Genomic DNA, 17,130 nt, shown 5'->3' with positions numbered 1-17,130 from the left:
CTAATCCTCGTGCCAAGCACGAACCACTGAACTACTGCTTGACGACGACCTCCGCAATCGACACCGGCGCAAAGACCTGCGGGCTGCTTTCAGGCAACTTCGTCACCCAAATGAGGAGATAGCGACTAGCAGGTGCGTCGTTAAGCGAAACCGTAGCGACCTTGTCGGTCAGGGTGGTTTTGCCGATGACGGTAGTCGTCGTCAGATCCGTGTTTGTGCCATCGGTGAGCGTGCGGATCTCGAGCTCCGCGTCTGGAGAGCCAAGAATTTCGACTGCCTCCGGTGAGATGTCCTCGTCGAATTCTAAGAGCACACCAATGCCCGGCTTGAATGCCGTTGGCCCGAATTGCTCGAAGTACTGGCTCGATTCCCAGGCAGTTGCAGGGTCCTCATCGGTCGCGTTCGCGGCACTCTGCGGATTATCTGGACCCGCTTGTGGATTCGGATTCTGCGCCTGCCATTCCGCGACGGACGCAGGCTTGACGACGCGCTCCCCAATCTTCTCTTCTGCCACCTGTGGACCGCGCTTCACGGAGTCTGGCGTCAGAGGGGCATCGTCGGAACGGTTCAGCCACGCGAATGCGGCAGTGGCCAGCAGGGCAATAACGATCACCGACGCAATTACGATGGCGCTGGTGCTGAGCAATAGCTTCTTCGGTGCGCGCTCATGCTGGAGCGGCTGCGCCACGGACTTCATCGCGGGATCAGATGGAGCATCCGTGTCCGAGGAAATCACTTGGAACTCTTCGGAATCCGGGCCAAAGGCGACCTTACGAAGATCGTGAGCGAGCTTCGCAGCAGCACCCTGCTCGACTGGCTGACGTGTTGAGTCAAGGAGTTGGCGAATGTCAGACGGTACGTGCTGACACTTATTTGTCAGCGCCTGGAGTGAATCTCCAATGCAGTGCATGTCGGACTGAGGCGTGGATCCCGGCAATGGTGTTGGGAATGCCAGAACGACATCGCCGGCCGTCGAAATGCGGAGTGCGTCGGTGTGCTTCAGTCCAAGCGATGCGTCCTTCTCGTGAGCCGCGCCGGCAGCTTCCGAGAGAGTAGCCACGGCGATGGCAGCAGCATCTGGGTTAGGCGTCTGAGCCAGAGCATCGAAAGCAATACCTGGAACCCAGTCGGCGGAAATCAAGACATCGGTACGGGATGCGGCGGCACTACGAATCGATGCAATGCCCGGAGCCTCAATCTCCATCAACCTCTGCGCACGCGAAGCAATATCGCGCGCAGCTTCCACTGGCATGAGGCCCGTGTATGGCAGCGCCAAGGTATCGATGAACACGAGCGCGACTTCATCGCGATTCGGGCTCATCTGATCCGTTGCGCGCCAGTATCGGATACCCGGACGCGTGCCCTGTTCGGAACGCAAGCGGAAGCGACCGCCCATCACAATCTCACCCGGCACGAAGCGGGTTGGCCGGGAAGCATCAGTCGGCATTGGAGGCATGAGTGGCGATGCCGTGAAACCCTCGCCAGCCAGACCCGCAGACTCGCCAACGAGTGCCATTGGTGCAGCCGTGAAGCCGTCCGCAGCGAAGGAGTCGGAGCTGAACTGCTGGTCGCTCTTCTCCTTGCTTGGTGACGGCGCGAACCGGCGCAAACCAGGAATACGGCCGAGCATGCCACCCACGGTACGAACCTCGTCAAGGTTCGAACGTGACAGCACGATACCCGTGACAATGAGGAAAACAACGCCACAGATTGCCACACTGACGATCATGCCCACACCGCTTGTCACGGTGCCCGGCTCGCCCATTTCACTGAGCTTCATGGTGAAGCGCCCCAGCACCCATGCAACGCCACCGCCGATGATTGAGGCGATCAGCGCCCAAGAAGTTGTCTTCACGACGGAGCGCAGCTGAAGGTTACCGAGTGTTCGTCGCAAAAGTAGGTAGCCAATGACAGCACCGGCAGCGAAACCAAAGCCGTTCGCGGCACCGAGCAAAACCACTACGACCTTGCCGGAGGAAGCGACGAGTGGAGCAGCCATCGACAGCACGATCTTGACGAAGGTAATACCGAGAATGATGAACGTCGGAGTCCACGCTTCTTCGCGTGCATAGAAGACACGAAGGTGCAAAAGTACTACCGCATACGGCAGCAGCGAGAATGCGGAGAACGACAGCGTCCAGCCGAGGATCTTGGCTGTCTCCACATCGAAGTTGCCGTATGCGAACAAGGCAATAGCGATGGGCTGACCGAATATGGTGAAGAACACCACGATAGGAATCAGCGCGAGCATGGTCAGGCGAGTACCGACTGACAAATCTCGGACGACAGCGCGGTCGTTGCCGTCCGCAGCATTGCGAGACAGCCGAGGCATGATCGCGGTCAACAACGTCACGCCGATGATGCCGTACGGCACCTGCAACAGCAGCCAATGCTGTTGGTACACCGTCGGGGCGGCAGCATCTGCCATGGAGGCGATGCGCGTCGTAATGACATAGCCCAACTGCGACACCGCCACGTACGCGACAATGGCGATACCCATCGAGCCGAACTGCTTGATGCGGTCATCAATTCCCCACAGCGGGCGCAAATCGATACCCGCCCGTCGTAGAGGCGGAATCATGATGAGGGCCTGCACAACAACACCTAACGTGGTGCCGATGCCAAGCAGCAGAATGTGTGGATCGCTCAGCGAACCTTCGCTGGTTTCCGAAATACTGCCAGGAATAAGCCAATAAACGGCCAGCGTTGCGATGGCAATAATGTTGTTCGCAACCGGCGCCCAGGCCCCGGGTTTGAACACACCCTTCGTGTTCAACACTGCCATGAGCAGCGAGAACACACCATAGAAAATGATCTGCGGTAACAGTAAGAAGGCGAATGCTGTAGACAGCGGGACGTTGACCTTACCGTCAGCGTCCAGTGTTACTCGCGTCAGAATCGGTGCTCCAATCACTGTCACCACAGTGATGAACGCCAGCAGCGACAGCGACACAGTGAGCAGTCGTCTGATGAAGGCCGCACCCCGGTCGGGGTCTTCCTTCTCTGCACGAACCAATACTGGCACGACTAGCGAGGTCAGTACGGCGCCGAGCACGATCTCGGTAATAAGATTCGGCAGCGTATTGGCCGTATTAAACGCAGACGCCACCGCCGGTCCGAGCGTGATACCAATCAGCGCATTACGGAGGAACCCGGTAATGCGCGAGATCAGCGTCGCAATTGCCATCGAACCCGTCGAACGTACAACATCGGAATCGCTTTGCGACGACTCGTCGTTAGCCGTTGCCACCGTCGAAGTGGTAGCTGGCACGGCAGGTTGATTCTTTGGATGCTGCGTCAGGTTTGGCGCGAGCTCGGAGCTTGGCGAGGGCCGAGGGGCCCGCCGAACCGGAACGGGTGCCGGCGGAGCGGGTTTTCGTATTCGGCTTCGCTGTCCAAATTGTTGAGCATCGGGATCAGTCACTCCCCCATTGTGGCTGATTTGACGCTTACTTTCGGAATCGACGCGACCTAGTGGCACCGAAGATTAAAGCTCCGGTAGCGAGCAAAGCCGTGAAGATAATGATGGCGGTCGTACTGACACCCGATCGAATAGCCACATCCGTTGGAGTCGAAATCTGAGTTCCCGCGGGCGTTTCCAACCACATCTCGAGGCTTTTATGTGATGTCTGCCCATGTGTCTGCGGATCCAACTGCACAGTGACAGAGCCCTTCGCTGGCAGCACGGCTGAGTGCTTCGATGCCTCGTCACCACCATCGCCCTTCACCCTGACGACGACCGGCACCGGCAAAGGAAGACCGTTCCGACCAAGCACCACAATCGGGGACATACCGGTCGCGCGAGTGAACAAGCCACCGGGAGTCACCAACGAAACAGAGTTTCGAAGCTGATCGACCATGGAACCCGCGCCATTGCGAATTGAGCGGGCTCGGGTGTCCATGGCGACGTGCTCTGCACGGTTGCGTCGCCATTCACTGCTGAATGACCGGAGGAGGTCTCGTCGTAACGGAAGTGTGAAACCGTAGCGAGTCAGAGTCACGTTCGGATCGTCGGCCATAAATTGAGCCAACGATGTGAGTTCGCGCGACAACTGCTGGACGTGCAGAACTTCCGAATCTGGCGTCGCGCCCGGGTCAGGGTTCGGCGCCGTTGCCTTGACGGAGCCGATGTTGTGTTTCGTTGCGGACTCATTGATGACCTCATACAGAGGCACCGGAGTGGTAGTGCCAGCGTCGAACGTGCCAGAGACGGCGGTCAGCCATGCCGTTACGTCATCCTTGGATACGGACCAACTCGTCGGCGGCACCGCAACCACACTGCGCGCTGTCTGCTCGGGCTCAGGCGTAGGGCGCTCGGCTTCAGTCTCCTCGCCCGGGGTGGCTTCCTCAGTTTCAGCCTGCTCCGCCATTACCTGAGCAGCCGCGGCTGAATCGGCAATCTCCTGATGCAGAGTTCCCACCGCCGTCTGCATACGTGCCTGCGAGGAATCGAGCGCCAAGTCATAACGACCCTCTAGCGCCGAAAAGCCCGCCTGCTCCGGCTTCGACCCCGTTGCCGCCAACGCTGCTGTCAGCGCGCCGGGCACAGCGAACGCATGGGCATTTTCGGCGAGAACTCCTGTCTCACCACTCAGCGCAATGTTTCCATCATCGCGAGTGAGGGAATTGCCTGCCACGAGTGCCGTCGTCACGCCCGAATCCGAGGGAGCCGATTCGGGGGGTGTGGCAGGATCCTGGGCCTCGGCGTTCGGCTGCTCCGGCGACGCCGTCGTTTCTGCCGAAGGATACGGAGTTAGTTCCGACGACGCTCGCAGCGCGTTATTGCGTGGGCTCAGCCACCGCACACTTTCCGGGGTGAGATAGCCCTCCGGCGGTGCGATGACATTGTTCAGGGGAGTTGTCTCTGCTTGCGTTGCGACGACTTCCGTCCCCGCAAACAAACCCTCTGACACAAGTTCCACGTCATTTGTCTTTGCGATGGCATTTACCTCAGCAGAGGCCCACGGCAGCGAGAAGACACACGTGTCGGATGCAATAGAACGGAACCGGGCGAGCCAGTCGGCCGCAGCCTCAGCGCCAGTGCCCTCCGTGAGACCCTCGTTGTCATTGTTGCCCCACGAGTCGCGCAAGCGTTGCGACTTCTTCACGGGGCTTGGCCGAGACGCGCCGACCAGATAGCCGTCGCTCATACGAACGACCGCATCAAGAGTCTCCGGATCGATGGCAACGCAAGTTGCCTTCTTCAGCTGGGCTCCATTCGGTCCAGACATGCCGGATTCCAACGTAGCCAGCAGGGTATCGAGGCGACCACCAGGCTCCAATGACCGCGCCAAGGACTCATCTGACATGATCAGCTCGGCAGCCTCGGGTGCGTCGCCCGTTTCACCTGGAACCACAGGAATGGTTTCTGCCAACGGCCACACCAGCGACAGCGGGACATCGGGAGCTTCGTTTTCCGGGTCAGGTGGTGTGTTCACGGGCAGCAACGTGCGTGTTTCGGCAAGAAACTGAACAATGTCATTGCCGGGCGCACCATTGGCATTAATCAATAGCGGATACACGCCAGACTCGTTGATACTCAGACCTTCTGGAGCATTCGCACCCACTGGCGCAGTAACAGTTACTGTCTTCTTCTCTTTCGGCCTCAACGAAAACGAATCGTTGAAATTGGTTACGTAACCAAATGCGTTTTCGGCATTGGCAAGAGATGTCCGAGCATCCTCAACGCCATTGAGGCGTTCACCGCGTTGCAGCCGCAAGGCAATATCGGAAACCTTTTGCTCCGATGTATTGCGCACTGTGACCTGCACACTCACGTAATTGTCGGGTGCTGCGACCTGCGGGCTGACGCTATCAATTGACAAAGCCAACGGCCCCATCGATTCGCCGACAACCTGATACGACTCTGAACCGCGAGCGGAGGCACTTCCCCATTGCTCGGCAATCGAGTCGTCGTCAGGTGCAGTCGGAACCGCAGGCTGAGCAGTAGCCACAACCGGCATCACGACCGCTAAAAGCGCGCAGCTGACCGATGCAGCTGTCGCCCTGCGTCCGCGATAAACACTCATGAGCGTGGTGTGGCCCGTCCGGCGTGCTTCTCCGCCTTGGCTAGCTCTGGCAAAAGATCATGGGCGCGGCGGGCGAGTTTGCGCTCATCCGCATACGCCAGGTTCTCAACCAATGTCGAGGCTGGCACCCATGATACTTCGGTGACTTCTGGGTCTTCGTCGTTAAGATCTCCGTCCACAAAGCGCAGTAAGTAATGGTGCACCGTCTTATGAATCCGTGTGCCATCCGACACGAACCAATAGTCGATGACACCCAGCTCAGTCAGCACCTTGCCATGGATTCCGGTTTCTTCCCAGACTTCCCGCTCAGCGGTACTGTCATGGGCTTCCCCGGCCTCGACGTGCCCCTTCGGCATCGACCACAGCAAACGACCGCGACGGTCAAGCCGACCGATCAGCGCCACATAAATGCGTGATAGATCGACACTTCCATCCGGCTGGACCGCCTCCGCGAGACCCGACACCACAAGACCGCCTGCCGACGTCTCGATCGACGTCTTCATCCCACCACGGTTCGCATTCGCATTCCGTGCTGGTGCTGGACGACGACTCGGCCTGCGAGCAGCACTTCCCCGGCGACGCTGGTTGCGTGCTTGGGAGGTGCCGGACTTGCTGGTATTGGACTTAGTGGTGCCAGTTTTAGCTGTGCCAGTCTGCTTCGACTTCTGGCCCTTAGCTGTGGCTCCGCTGCGACGGCGACGATTGCGATTCGCATTCGTCGGCCTGTCCTTCTGCTGGTTGCCGCCCTGTTGACCGTCACGTGGCTGACCGCCACCCTGCTGGTTGCTCGCCTGCTGGTGTCCGGACTGCTGACCACCAGCATGCTTCGTGATGTGCTGGTTGCTCCTACTGCGCCGTCGCGGACGTCGGCGACGTGGCTGTTGTTGCGACGTCGCCGAGGACTCCGTGCGATCGGCATTGTTCATTCCTTATACGTTACCGGTCGGCGCAAATGGAGCGGGTATCGAGCGGGTATTGTGTCGGACGTGACTTCTTCGTTCAATACTTCATCTCCAACTGGGCCTACTCCTGATGCGACAGCTAAGCGCATGGGAATGTTGGCGGTGGCAGATCAAGCTATTGAAAAGGAATCGGCGATCTTGACTCCGCTGGCTGCGGAATTCAACAAGCGTGGGCATTCCTTATATCTGGTGGGCGGTTCCGTCCGCGATGCGTTGTTGGGCCGTCTTGGCAATGACCTTGACTTCACGACGGACGCTCGCCCAGACACCACCCGCGAGATTCTGGATAGCTGGGCCGAGGTGGTCTGGGACACCGGCATTGAGTTTGGCACGCTATCTGCGGAGAAGCGTGGTCGCCAGATCGAGATCACGACATTTCGTGCGGATACGTACGATCAAGTCAGTCGCAACCCCGAGGTCACTTTCGGCGACACCCTTGAGGGCGATCTCATCCGACGTGACTTCCGATGCAACGCTATCGCCGTAGCAGTGAGGGGCGACGACTCCCGTGAATTCATCGATCCACTTGGTGGCTTCGATGACGTCGTCGCAGGTGTCTTGGACACGCCAGGTGAACCGGAAGTCAGTTTCGGCGACGACCCACTGCGCATGTTGCGCGCTTGCCGCTTTGCCTCCCAACTGGGCTTCACCGTCGCACCGCGGGTGCTGGAAGCCCTGTCGGACATGAGTGGCCAGATCACTCGCATTACCGTCGAGCGAATCGGCGCTGAACTGGACAAGTTGATTTGTGGCGCTGATCCGTCGTTAGGCATTGATCTCATGGTGGAATCAGGACTGGCGGAGTTCATCATTCCCGAGATCCCAGCCATGAAAATGATGCAGGACGAACACCGCCAACACAAAGACGTGTATCAGCACTCCCTGCAAGTCATGCGTCAGGCAATGGAGCAGGAAGAACCCGGCGAACCAGACTTGGTGCTTCGTTGGGCAGCCCTCCTCCACGACTGCGGAAAACCAAACACCCGGGCGTACTCGGAATCAGGCGCGGTGACTTTCCACCACCACGAAGTTGTCGGCGCAAAGCTTGTTCGACGTCGCTTCCGCAAACTCAAGTACGCCAAGAGAACGACGGAGGACATCGCGCAGTTGGTATTCCTGCACATGCGCTTCCATGGTTACGGCGATGCAAAGTGGACAGACTCAGCGGTGCGACGCTACGTCACTGATGCCGGAGACCTGTTGCCACGGTTGAACAAGATTGTGCGGGCGGACTGTACGACGAGGAATCGTCGCAAAGCAGCACGATTAGCGCGAGCCTGCGATGATTTAGAAGTGCGGATCGACGAGCTCGCTGCAGCCGAAGATTTAGCAAAAGTGCGCCCGGACTTGGACGGCAACGACATCATGGAAATCCTGGACCTAAAGCCAGGGCCGGAAGTCGGAGCAGCCTGGAAGCACATGAAAGAAGTGCGACTAGACAAGGGGCCACTGGAACGCGAAGATGCGATCCTGGAGCTAAAGCACTGGTGGGAAGAGTTTCAAGGGTGACATTGAGGGTGAGGAACGCAAGATAATGAGCGACATGGAATCTTCCGATTTGTTCGGCGACCGACTGTTTAATGCTCTCGAGCGTAACGACCCGGCAGCAGGAACGCTGCTGGTGGCCGCGCCGGGCATGATGGCACCAGAGTTCGCGCGATCAGTCATTTTCATCATCGAGCACGATGCGAATGGCACGTTGGGCGTGGATTTGACTGCTCGTTCGGAGACCCCGGTGCATAACGTCATGGAATCCTGGGCCCCGCTGATGCATAAGCCACCGGTGGTCTACATTGGTGGTCCAGTGAATCAAACGCAGCCTCTGTGCATTGGCGTGCTGAAGAACGGTGTCAAGGATGTGCCGGAAACAGTTGCCCCTGACAATGGACTGCCAATGATGGAGAAGCTCGCCCACCGCTTTGCCCTACTCAACTTGGGTGCTGACCCGAATGGATTCAGCGACTACATTGAGTCTGCTCGTATTTTTGTGGGCTACGCGGGCTGGGAGCCTGGTCAGCTTCACGACGAAATCCAGCGAGGCGACTGGTTCGTCGCGCCAGCATTGCCGTCGGATGTACTCGCTCCAGCGGGTGCGGATGTTTGGGGTGATGTGATGCGTCGTCAGTCATGGCCACTTCCGATGTATGCAACTTTCCCGATGGATGTCCGGGATAACTAGGCGGATTGATAACTGGGCGCATTGCCCGCTGCCAGTACCGCTAGTTGAGGCTGACTGGTAGTTCCAGGTAATTTGGCTGCTCGCAGAGTCAGTTTCACGTGAAACGTGTGCGATGAGGGTGGGAGGTCAGATTATGTCGAACGATGGGACTCCGGCAGAGGTACCGGCGGAAGTGCCAGCAGAGGTACCGGCGGAGGCACCGACATCCTTGGAAAGTGCTCCCTCAATCGGAACTGAAGTCGCTGGCGGCGTGAAAGAGGCGTTGCCTGTTGCGGCGGGTTTGATCCCCTTGGGGCTGGCGTTTGGCCTGGTCGTGGTGCAGGCGGGCTTGTCTTGGTGGTGGGCACCGCTGTTTTCCGTGATTATCTTCGCCGGTTCGATGGAGTATCTCGCAGTGGGGCTAATCATGGCCCATACGGGTCTCATCGGTTCGGCGGTTACCGCTTTCATGGTGAATTTCCGCCACATCTTCTACGGGCTGACATTTCCCCGTGATGTGATCACGTCTCGCCTCGGTCAGGCGTATTCGACGTACGCACTTATCGACGAGGCGTATGCCATCATCTCCTCCAGGCGTCCGAGCGCTCCTAAGTTGACCGGGCCGAGGCTGTTAGCCATCCAGGTGTTTTGCCAGTCTATGTGGGTGTTGCCAGCGACAATCGGTGCGCTGGCAGGCGCTGCCTTGCCCGAAGGAATCAAGGGTGCAGAGTTCGCGCTCGTAGCGCTATTCGCTGTGCTGGCACTTGATGCTTTCGAGGTGAATAAGGACTGGTCACTGCCCTTTTTCGCGGTAGTGTGCACGCTCATCGGAGGTGCGATTTGGCCATCCCAGATGCTGGTCCTGGGACTGGTTCTGTACTTCTTGTTGCTGCTGCTTCGAAGCTTCAATCCTCGAGTGGACAAGACACTGACGTGGCGCTCAACGCATGTTGAGGATACCGCGGGGGCGGGCGGTGAGAAGCGTGCCTAGCAGTGGTTTTGTACTGGCATCACTGTTAGTGATGGGTGCCGTGACGGTGCTTCTTCGCTGGCTGCCTTTCGCATTTGTGAGGGCGCTGAAGGGCTCTTCCCTATTCCAGTTCTTGGGTGTCACTATGCCTGTCGGCGTGATGGTCGCTCTCGTTGTATACACGGTGTTCGCACGTATGGGCATCGGTGCGCAAAATGGTGGCGACCCTGGGGGAATGTGGGCGGCACCTCTAGCGCTGCTGGCTACTGTCGTCCTGCACCTGTGGCGACGAAGCGCGGTGCTCTCTGTTTTCGCTGGTACTGGTGTGTATATGGTGCTGGTGAATGTAGTGGTATGAGGCTGGGGGAACAAGCACCGCCTTCTTACCGTCAGCTCTGCTTTCTAACCACAAGCTCAGATGTCTGCGCATGTCACAGCACACGCAGAGTCTGCCACTGTCCGAACTCTGGAAGATCTCGATAGAGCGAAGCTACCGGCACGTCGCGACGATCAGTTACATCAACGATTGAATTGTCTCGCTGCCTGATCTCTGTGCGACCGGTGCCATCTTCCCTGTTCTCTACGATCAGCGTCTTGGTCGCGAGAGCGTTGTTTCGAACCAGCAATTCCTCTACTGGCGGAAACTGTCGGACCACTGCTCGAAATGCAAACAGTCGGCCATCCGCAGACGGCGAAAACCTTACCTCTGCTTCAACAACGCCTGGAGAAATCTGTTCGAACACAGTAAACGCGAGTCGCGGGCCAGTGGTCACGACGATATAAAAGGGCACGATCCCCGTCACAGCATCGACCGAAGGCAGAAGCGTCAACAACGCACTTGGGTCACGATATCGTCGCCGGGCTTCGGCTTCGTCGATAAAGCCGTGACCAGGCATAGGCTTCTGAGTCATGTAGCTAAATTGTCCGCAGTAAGTCCAGCTCACCTTCTCCGATTCGACGACGGTCCCCCCACTCCCCCTACACCCGCAAGTGTCCTACACGCTCCCACGCTGGGTCATACGTCGCTTCAACATCGACCTGGCCTTCACTCCACCCTTGTGCGATGCGCTCCAAACGCTGCGCGGGAGTCTCAGTTTCGACATCAACGAGACCAGCCTCAGAGCCAGCCGAGCTTACCGAATCGACATACGCATGCAGCAAGTACACGCCATCTGAAGTCTCGGTGGCAACGACCACGCCGTCTTCCCCGAGCGCATCGATCAGCTTGGCGTTCATCTCCGTAATCGCCTTATGCGACTGTTCGTCCGGTAGCTTTTTCTCATCCAAACCGGTGTACAGCAACTGGATAACCACATGCTCCGTGAACAATGGATTGACCAGCTGCACCAGTGGCGCGCTCGTCGTTACGCGAACCGGTTCACCGTTTGCTTCCGCATCAATTGTGAGCCAACCTGGGCAATCCTCGGCAACCTTCGCGATCTCCTGATGCAAGTCCGGGAGCGCCACACTATTCGGTGGATCCACCTCAGAGAACGCGAAATTGCGCAGCCACAGCCCAAAATCTTCCTCACCGAGAGCAAGTTGCATCATGGTGAAACCAAGCTGAATCACCGACCGCTGCCCCGACTCGCCCTTGCGAGCCAACTCCTCGAACGCCGGATGGTACAAACGCACATCGACGAAGCCGTTCCCCGGCGTGCACTGGACGCGTGCATCGGCTGGATCGATGGTCTGCATGTTCGCCGAACCATCGTGCTTTTCGACGAGCCGCCCTTCCGCATCAACGACCGGACCCATGTCCCAGTCGATAGGCATGGCTGGATCTGCTTGGCGAAGGTCGGTGAAGGCCCAGGTGGCGTCGTCGTCAGGTGCTGAATTGAGCCAGCGACGAGCGATTGGTCGAAGCTCGGGATCGCCTGCGGCGGTGACAGTCATGAGGTGCTTCGACAGCGGTGCGCCGGGTTCGAATCCCCAAATCAGTCGTGGGTGGATAGCCGCGAGACGGCCACCAACTTCGTCCTGAATATCGATGGTCTCGACAGGTGCGGCGGAAGCAGCGGTCGAGCCAGGGGTGTCGCTGCCAGCCATGTCATTGGTGTTGACCATTGCCGAGAACATGCCGTCGAGCACGTCGGCGCCAGTCTCCTGCCACCAGTCCCAGAACGCTTCGATAGCCTCCTGCTGTGCTTCGCGGAACAGCGGCGCGTTGGGGTTCGGCGGGACGTTGTTGCCTGGCTGGGTGGTGTCAGTCGTCACTGGCTTCTCTCGTTCTCGTGGTGTCGAGCTTCCTACAGATCGCTGTTGCTCGACGAGGGGTTACCGTTCAATCTACTAGCTACCGGCAGTTACGGACTGTTGCTCACGCTCGTATTCTTTGCCCCATTTTGCGGCGTAGGCAGCGCACATCATGAGCTGAATCTGGTGGAAAATCATCAACGGCAGAATAATCAAACCTGCCTGACCACCGAAAATGACTGCTGCCATCGGCAAACCAGTAGCGAGGGACTTCTTTGAACCACAAAACTGAATGGCAATTCGATCGCCACGATTAAAGCCCAATTTCTTCGCCACCAGGCCCGACACACGCAGCATCGCTTCGACGAGAAGCACAGACATGACGCACACCGCGACGATGTCCAGCACCGGAACCTTCGACCAAATGCCATCCACAACACCCTGCGAAAACGCTGAATACACAACCATTGCGATGGAAACACGGTCAACATTCTTGGTCGTTTTAGCGGCAGCGAACTTGAACACCCAGCGCCTCAACAACTGACCAATTGCGAACGGCAACAGCAGCTGCAGGGAAATATCGAGGAACACTGAGCCGTCGACGGTGACTCCCCCGCCTTGAGTCATCAACAGCATCACGAGGACAGGCGTTACGACGATGCCCAGCAGGTTCGACGCCGAGGCACTCACAATTGACCCCGCGATATTGCCGTGCGCAATGGATGTGAAGTTCACACTCGACTGAACCGTTGATGGCACCAGCGTCATGTACAAAATGCCGAGGTATAAACCTGGCGCGAGTACGAAATCCAATGGCTTCATAGCTAGACCGATGAGCGGGAAAGCCACAAACGTGAATGCCAGAATTGTCAGGTGCAACCGCCAGTGTTTCAAACCAGCGAGCGCTTCCTGAGGGCTCAATCGAGCGCCATACAAGAAGAACAAGAAACCGATAGCAATTTTGGTAGCAAGTGAGAAGCCATCCGCGAAGGCTCCACGCGCGGGAATGATGATTGCCAAGATGACGGCAATCACAATGAGCACGATAAGAGGATCGGGACGCCATGAACGCAAACGAGACCACATAGCCACTCAGCGTAGTGGCTACATGGTCTCGGGAAGTTTAGTTTCTCCGCGATCTGCGTTACTAGTTTGCGGTATCCGACTTCTCGGCGGCTCGTCGCAAAGCATTGTGATCGACCTGCGGAGGCGTACCGCAGAGGCCACCACTGGTGCAGGAAGAGCATGAACCGGAGCAGCCGGCATCTGCTGCAGAGTCGGCGGCCTCAGTACCGCAAGAGTCGGTGCCACAGGAATCGGCGGAGGACGTACCACCACAGCAGCCAGACTCGGCTTCTTCTGCAGCAACTTTCTTAGCGTCGTACAAAGCAATGGTGTGCGCACCCATGGCGGCACCGACACCGACCATCGCGAGACCGGCAAGCACAGCGACGGCTACCCAGAGCCACATCCAACTCGTAGCGGATGGCTGAATGGCAAGGTAGGACAACGCAGCTGCGCCGAGGAACGCGATAGCGGATACGGCCCACGAAGGGCCGGCCACGCGGTGGGTGATGTCCCAGTTCTCTTGCGACTTACGAGCCTCCGGAGCACGAATGCCCACAACGTTGTTACCAGGTAAATTGGCAGTCCATGCCAAGCCTGCAACAACAGCAACGGTAAGTGCGATAACCAGGAGAAGGACTGGGATTGCGATCATGTCCTCAATAGTAGGACTGAATACCCCTGCGACATAACCGGCCGACTGCACTGTCTGTATGCACTCCTATTAGACTGAGTGACCATGACGAACAGCGGGAACTCTGAGATGCAGTCCGAGAAGCAGCCAGACGCGGGTGCCGACTACCGTTACACCCCGGCCGTGGCAGCTGAGATCGAGCAGAAATGGCAGTCTTTCTGGTCTGAGCAAGGCACGTTCCACGCGCCTAATCCTGTCGGTGACCTGGCAGATCCAACAGGCACTACCCCATCCGACAACAAGCTGTTCGTGCAGGACATGTTCCCGTACCCATCTGGTGTTGGTCTGCATGTTGGCCACCCGCTGGGCTACATCGCCACCGATGTGTTCGCCCGTTTCCACCGCATGCAGGGCGCGAACGTCTTGCACACCTTGGGCTACGACGCTTTCGGTCTTCCCGCCGAGCAGTTCGCCGTTCAGACCGGTACGCACCCACGCGTGACTACCGAGGCAAATATCCAGAACATGGAGCGTCAGCTCGGTCGCCTGGGGCTGGGTCATGACAAGCGCCGTTCGTTCGCCACCACTGACACGGACTACTACAAGTGGACGCAGTGGATTTTCTTGCAGATCTTCAATTCGTGGTTCGATGAGCGCGAGCAGAAGGCTCGTCCTATTGACACCTTGATTCAGGCCTACGAGGCCGGCGAGGTGGAGCTTCCCGAAGGGTTCGAAGGTCGCACGTGGGCTGAATTGAGCGAGAAGGAGCGTGATGAGGCTCTCGATGCGCGACGTCTCGTGTACCGCTCGAAGTCGATGGTCAATTGGTGCCCAGGTCTTGGCACGGTGTTGTCCAATGAGGAAGTAACTGCTGAAGGCCGTTCCGAGCGTGGCAACTTCCCTGTTTTCCGTAAGCGTCTGAGCCAGTGGATGATGCGTATTACCGCTTACGCTGATCGTCTCGACGCTGACCTTGATCTGCTGGATTGGCCGGAGAAGGTCAAGGCCATGCAGCACAACTGGATCGGTCGTTCCCGCGGTGCTCAGGTCGGCTTCACTGCCCCAGCCAACGATGGCACTGAGCGCACCATCGAGGTTTTCACCACCCGCCCAGATACGCTCTTTGGCGCGACGTACATGGTGCTCGCTCCCGAGCTCCCGCTTGTCGACGAACTCGTCGAGGCAACCTGGCCTGAAGGCACCGATGAGAAGTGGACAGGCGGATCCTCAACGCCTGTTGAGGCTGTGGCTGAATACCGTCGCCAGATCGCTTCGAAGTCGGATTTGGAGCGTCAGGAAAACAAGGAAAAGACTGGCGTTTTCACTGGTTGCTACGCTACGAACCCAGTGTCGGGCGCTAAGGTGCCAGTGTTCATCGCTGACTACGTTCTTGCTGGTTACGGCACTGGCGCGATCATGGCTGTGCCTGCACACGACACCCGTGACTATGAGTTTGCCACTGAATTCAACTTGCCAATTGTGGAGGTTGTTGCGGGTGGCGACGTCGCAAAGGAAGCGTTTACGGACGCTGGTACTGCCGTCAATTCGGCAAACGACGATGGCCTCGATATCAACGGCATGGGCCTTGAGCAGGCGAAGGCTGCGACCATCACATGGCTGGAAGAAAAGGGCATTGGCTACGGCCAGACTCAGTACAAGTTGCGTGACTGGCTGTTCGCTCGCCAGCGCTACTGGGGCGAACCCTTCCCTATCGTCTACGACGAAAATGATGTCGCGCATGCACTTCCAGAATCGATGCTGCCGGTCGAACTGCCAGAAGTAGAAGACTACAAGCCAGTCACCTTCGACCCAGACACCCCAGATTCCGAGCCACAAGCTCCACTGAACAAGGCCACCGAGTGGGTCAACGTTGAGCTGGATCTTGGCGACGGCCCGAAGATGTACCGCCGCGATACCAACGTCATGCCTAACTGGGCAGGTTCGTCGTGGTACCAGCTCCGCTACATTGATCCGAACAATGCTGATGCAATGTGCGATGTCGAAAACGAGCGCTACTGGACTGGTCCACGCCCAGAAATCCACGGCGCTGGCGACCCAGGCGGTGTGGACTTGTACGTCGGTGGTGTCGAGCACGCAGTGCTGCACCTGCTCTACTCCCGTTTCTGGCACAAGGTGCTGTTCGACCTAGGTCACGTGACGTCCGTCGAGCCATACCGACGCCTGTTCAACCAGGGCTACATCCAGGCGTACGCATACACGGATTCCCGTGGCGTGTACCAGCCGGCTGCTGATGTCGTCGAACGTGACGGCAAGTTCCTCATCCCAGGTGCTGGTGCAGATGGCTCTGACCTGGAGGTATTCCAGGAATACGGCAAGATGGGCAAGTCGCTGAAGAACTCCGTCTCCCCTGACGAAGTCTGTGACAACTACGGTGCCGACACCCTCCGCGTATACGAAATGGCAATGGGTCCTCTGGACACCTCTCGCCCATGGGCAACCAAGGACTTGGTTGGTTCCCAGCGCTTCCTGCAGCGCGCATGGCGTTTAGTTGTGGATGAGAACTCCGGCGAACTCTCTGTCACGGATGCTCCGCTTTCCGACGATGACCTCAAGGCCATCAACCGCACGATTGACGGTGTGACCCTGGATTATGCAGAGTTGCGTGACAACACCGCCGTCGCAAAGCTGATCGAGTATGTCAACTACCTGACCAAGAACTACGGCAAGACGGGCGCACCGCGTTCCGCCGTGGAACCACTCGTGTTGATGCTCGGCCCAGTGGCGCCGCATATTGCGGAGGAACTGTGGGCGCGTCTAGGTCACACCGAGCCACTCGCCCACGGCCCGTGGCCGATGGTTGATGAGAAGTGGCTTGTTGACGACACCGTCGAGATGCCAGTCCAGATCAACGGTAAGGTTCGCGCTCGTGTTGATGTCGCCGTCGACGCATCCCGCGAAGAGATCGAGTCGCTCGCACTTGCCGACGAAAAGGTCCAGGCGTCGATCGCCGCTGTCGGTAGCGGTAATGTCGTGAAAGTCATTGTCGTGCCCGGCAAGATGGTAAACGTTGTTGTGAAGTAACGACCGTCGTAAAGCGAAAAGCTCGGAACAGGTGTGGTTCCGAGCTTTTTATGCGCTATCAATTGGTTGGTCTG

12 protein-coding genes are annotated in these 17,130 nt (G+C 58.1%); 5 read left to right on the top strand and 7 right to left on the bottom strand.

Annotation, left to right across the window (positions count from 1 at the left end):
- Window positions 1-31 precede the first annotated feature (31 nt).
- The 3 genes from murJ to WG934_RS00140 are packed head-to-tail and all read right to left on the bottom strand — an operon-like array spanning window position 32 to window position 6,955.
- Window positions 32-3,424 carry a murein biosynthesis integral membrane protein MurJ gene (murJ, locus tag WG934_RS00150; protein WP_445228156.1) on the bottom strand — a complete coding sequence of 1,131 codons (3,393 nt, stop codon included), beginning with the start codon at window positions 3,422-3,424 and terminating at the stop codon, window positions 32-34.
- A gap of 25 nt (window positions 3,425-3,449) precedes the next feature.
- Window positions 3,450-6,029, bottom strand: coding sequence for a hypothetical protein (locus WG934_RS00145; protein WP_339988178.1), 2,580 nt, complete (start codon window positions 6,027-6,029; stop codon window positions 3,450-3,452).
- On the bottom strand, window positions 6,026-6,955 hold the full coding sequence (locus WG934_RS00140) for an NUDIX hydrolase (RefSeq protein WP_339988176.1): 930 nt from the start codon (window positions 6,953-6,955) through the stop codon (window positions 6,026-6,028). Before WG934_RS00140 ends, WG934_RS00145 begins: the two co-directional genes overlap by 4 nt.
- Window positions 6,956-7,084: 129 nt before the next feature.
- On the opposite strand from WG934_RS00140, the gene WG934_RS00135 reads away from it, so the two are divergent.
- The 4 genes from WG934_RS00135 (at window position 7,085) to WG934_RS00120 (ending at window position 10,477) form a co-directional block, all read left to right on the top strand.
- Window positions 7,085-8,500 carry a CCA tRNA nucleotidyltransferase gene (locus tag WG934_RS00135; RefSeq protein ID WP_339988374.1) on the top strand — a complete coding sequence of 472 codons (1,416 nt, stop codon included), beginning with the start codon at window positions 7,085-7,087 and terminating at the stop codon, window positions 8,498-8,500.
- A gap of 34 nt (window positions 8,501-8,534) precedes the next feature.
- Window positions 8,535-9,170, top strand: coding sequence for a YqgE/AlgH family protein (locus WG934_RS00130; RefSeq protein WP_339976344.1), 636 nt, complete (start codon window positions 8,535-8,537; stop codon window positions 9,168-9,170).
- A gap of 133 nt (window positions 9,171-9,303) precedes the next feature.
- Window positions 9,304-10,140: an AzlC family ABC transporter permease gene (locus tag WG934_RS00125; protein WP_339988175.1), complete on the top strand. Its 837-nt coding sequence runs from the start codon at window positions 9,304-9,306 to the stop codon at window positions 10,138-10,140.
- Window positions 10,097-10,477, top strand: a complete 381-nt coding sequence (locus WG934_RS00120) for a branched-chain amino acid transporter permease (RefSeq protein WP_339988174.1) — start codon at window positions 10,097-10,099, stop codon at window positions 10,475-10,477. Before WG934_RS00125 ends, WG934_RS00120 begins: the two co-directional genes overlap by 44 nt.
- Before the next feature lie 73 nt (window positions 10,478-10,550).
- Here WG934_RS00120 and WG934_RS00115 read toward each other — a convergent pair whose 3' ends face one another.
- The 4 genes from WG934_RS00115 to WG934_RS00100 all read right to left on the bottom strand — a co-directional run bounded on the left by WG934_RS00115 (window position 10,551) and on the right by WG934_RS00100 (window position 14,035).
- Window positions 10,551-11,030 carry a hypothetical protein gene (locus tag WG934_RS00115; RefSeq protein WP_339988173.1) on the bottom strand — a complete coding sequence of 160 codons (480 nt, stop codon included), beginning with the start codon at window positions 11,028-11,030 and terminating at the stop codon, window positions 10,551-10,553.
- Window positions 11,031-11,097: 67 nt separating this feature from the next.
- Complete coding sequence (locus WG934_RS00110) at window positions 11,098-12,336, bottom strand: DUF695 domain-containing protein (RefSeq protein ID WP_339988172.1); 1,239 nt, start codon at window positions 12,334-12,336, stop codon at window positions 11,098-11,100.
- A 75-nt stretch (window positions 12,337-12,411) separates the two neighbouring features.
- The gene (locus WG934_RS00105; protein ID WP_339988171.1) at window positions 12,412-13,401 is read right to left on the bottom strand and encodes a bile acid:sodium symporter family protein; all 990 of its coding nucleotides are present in this window, start codon (window positions 13,399-13,401) and stop codon (window positions 12,412-12,414) included.
- Window positions 13,402-13,462: 61 nt separating this feature from the next.
- Entirely contained in the window at window positions 13,463-14,035 is a 573-nt protein-coding gene (locus tag WG934_RS00100; RefSeq protein WP_339988170.1) for an SdpI family protein, read from the bottom strand.
- A gap of 84 nt (window positions 14,036-14,119) precedes the next feature.
- Here WG934_RS00100 and leuS point away from each other — a divergent pair, with 84 nt between their 5' ends.
- Complete coding sequence (gene leuS / locus WG934_RS00095; RefSeq protein WP_339988169.1) at window positions 14,120-17,056, top strand: leucine--tRNA ligase; 2,937 nt, start codon at window positions 14,120-14,122, stop codon at window positions 17,054-17,056.
- The last annotated feature ends 74 nt before the right edge of the window (window positions 17,057-17,130 follow it).

The organism is Corynebacterium sp. H78 (assembly GCF_037572275.1).
GTDB lineage: Bacteria > Actinomycetota > Actinomycetes > Mycobacteriales > Mycobacteriaceae > Corynebacterium.
Note: the sequence above shows the minus strand (reverse complement) of the source record. Positions and strands in the feature narration are given on the sequence as shown.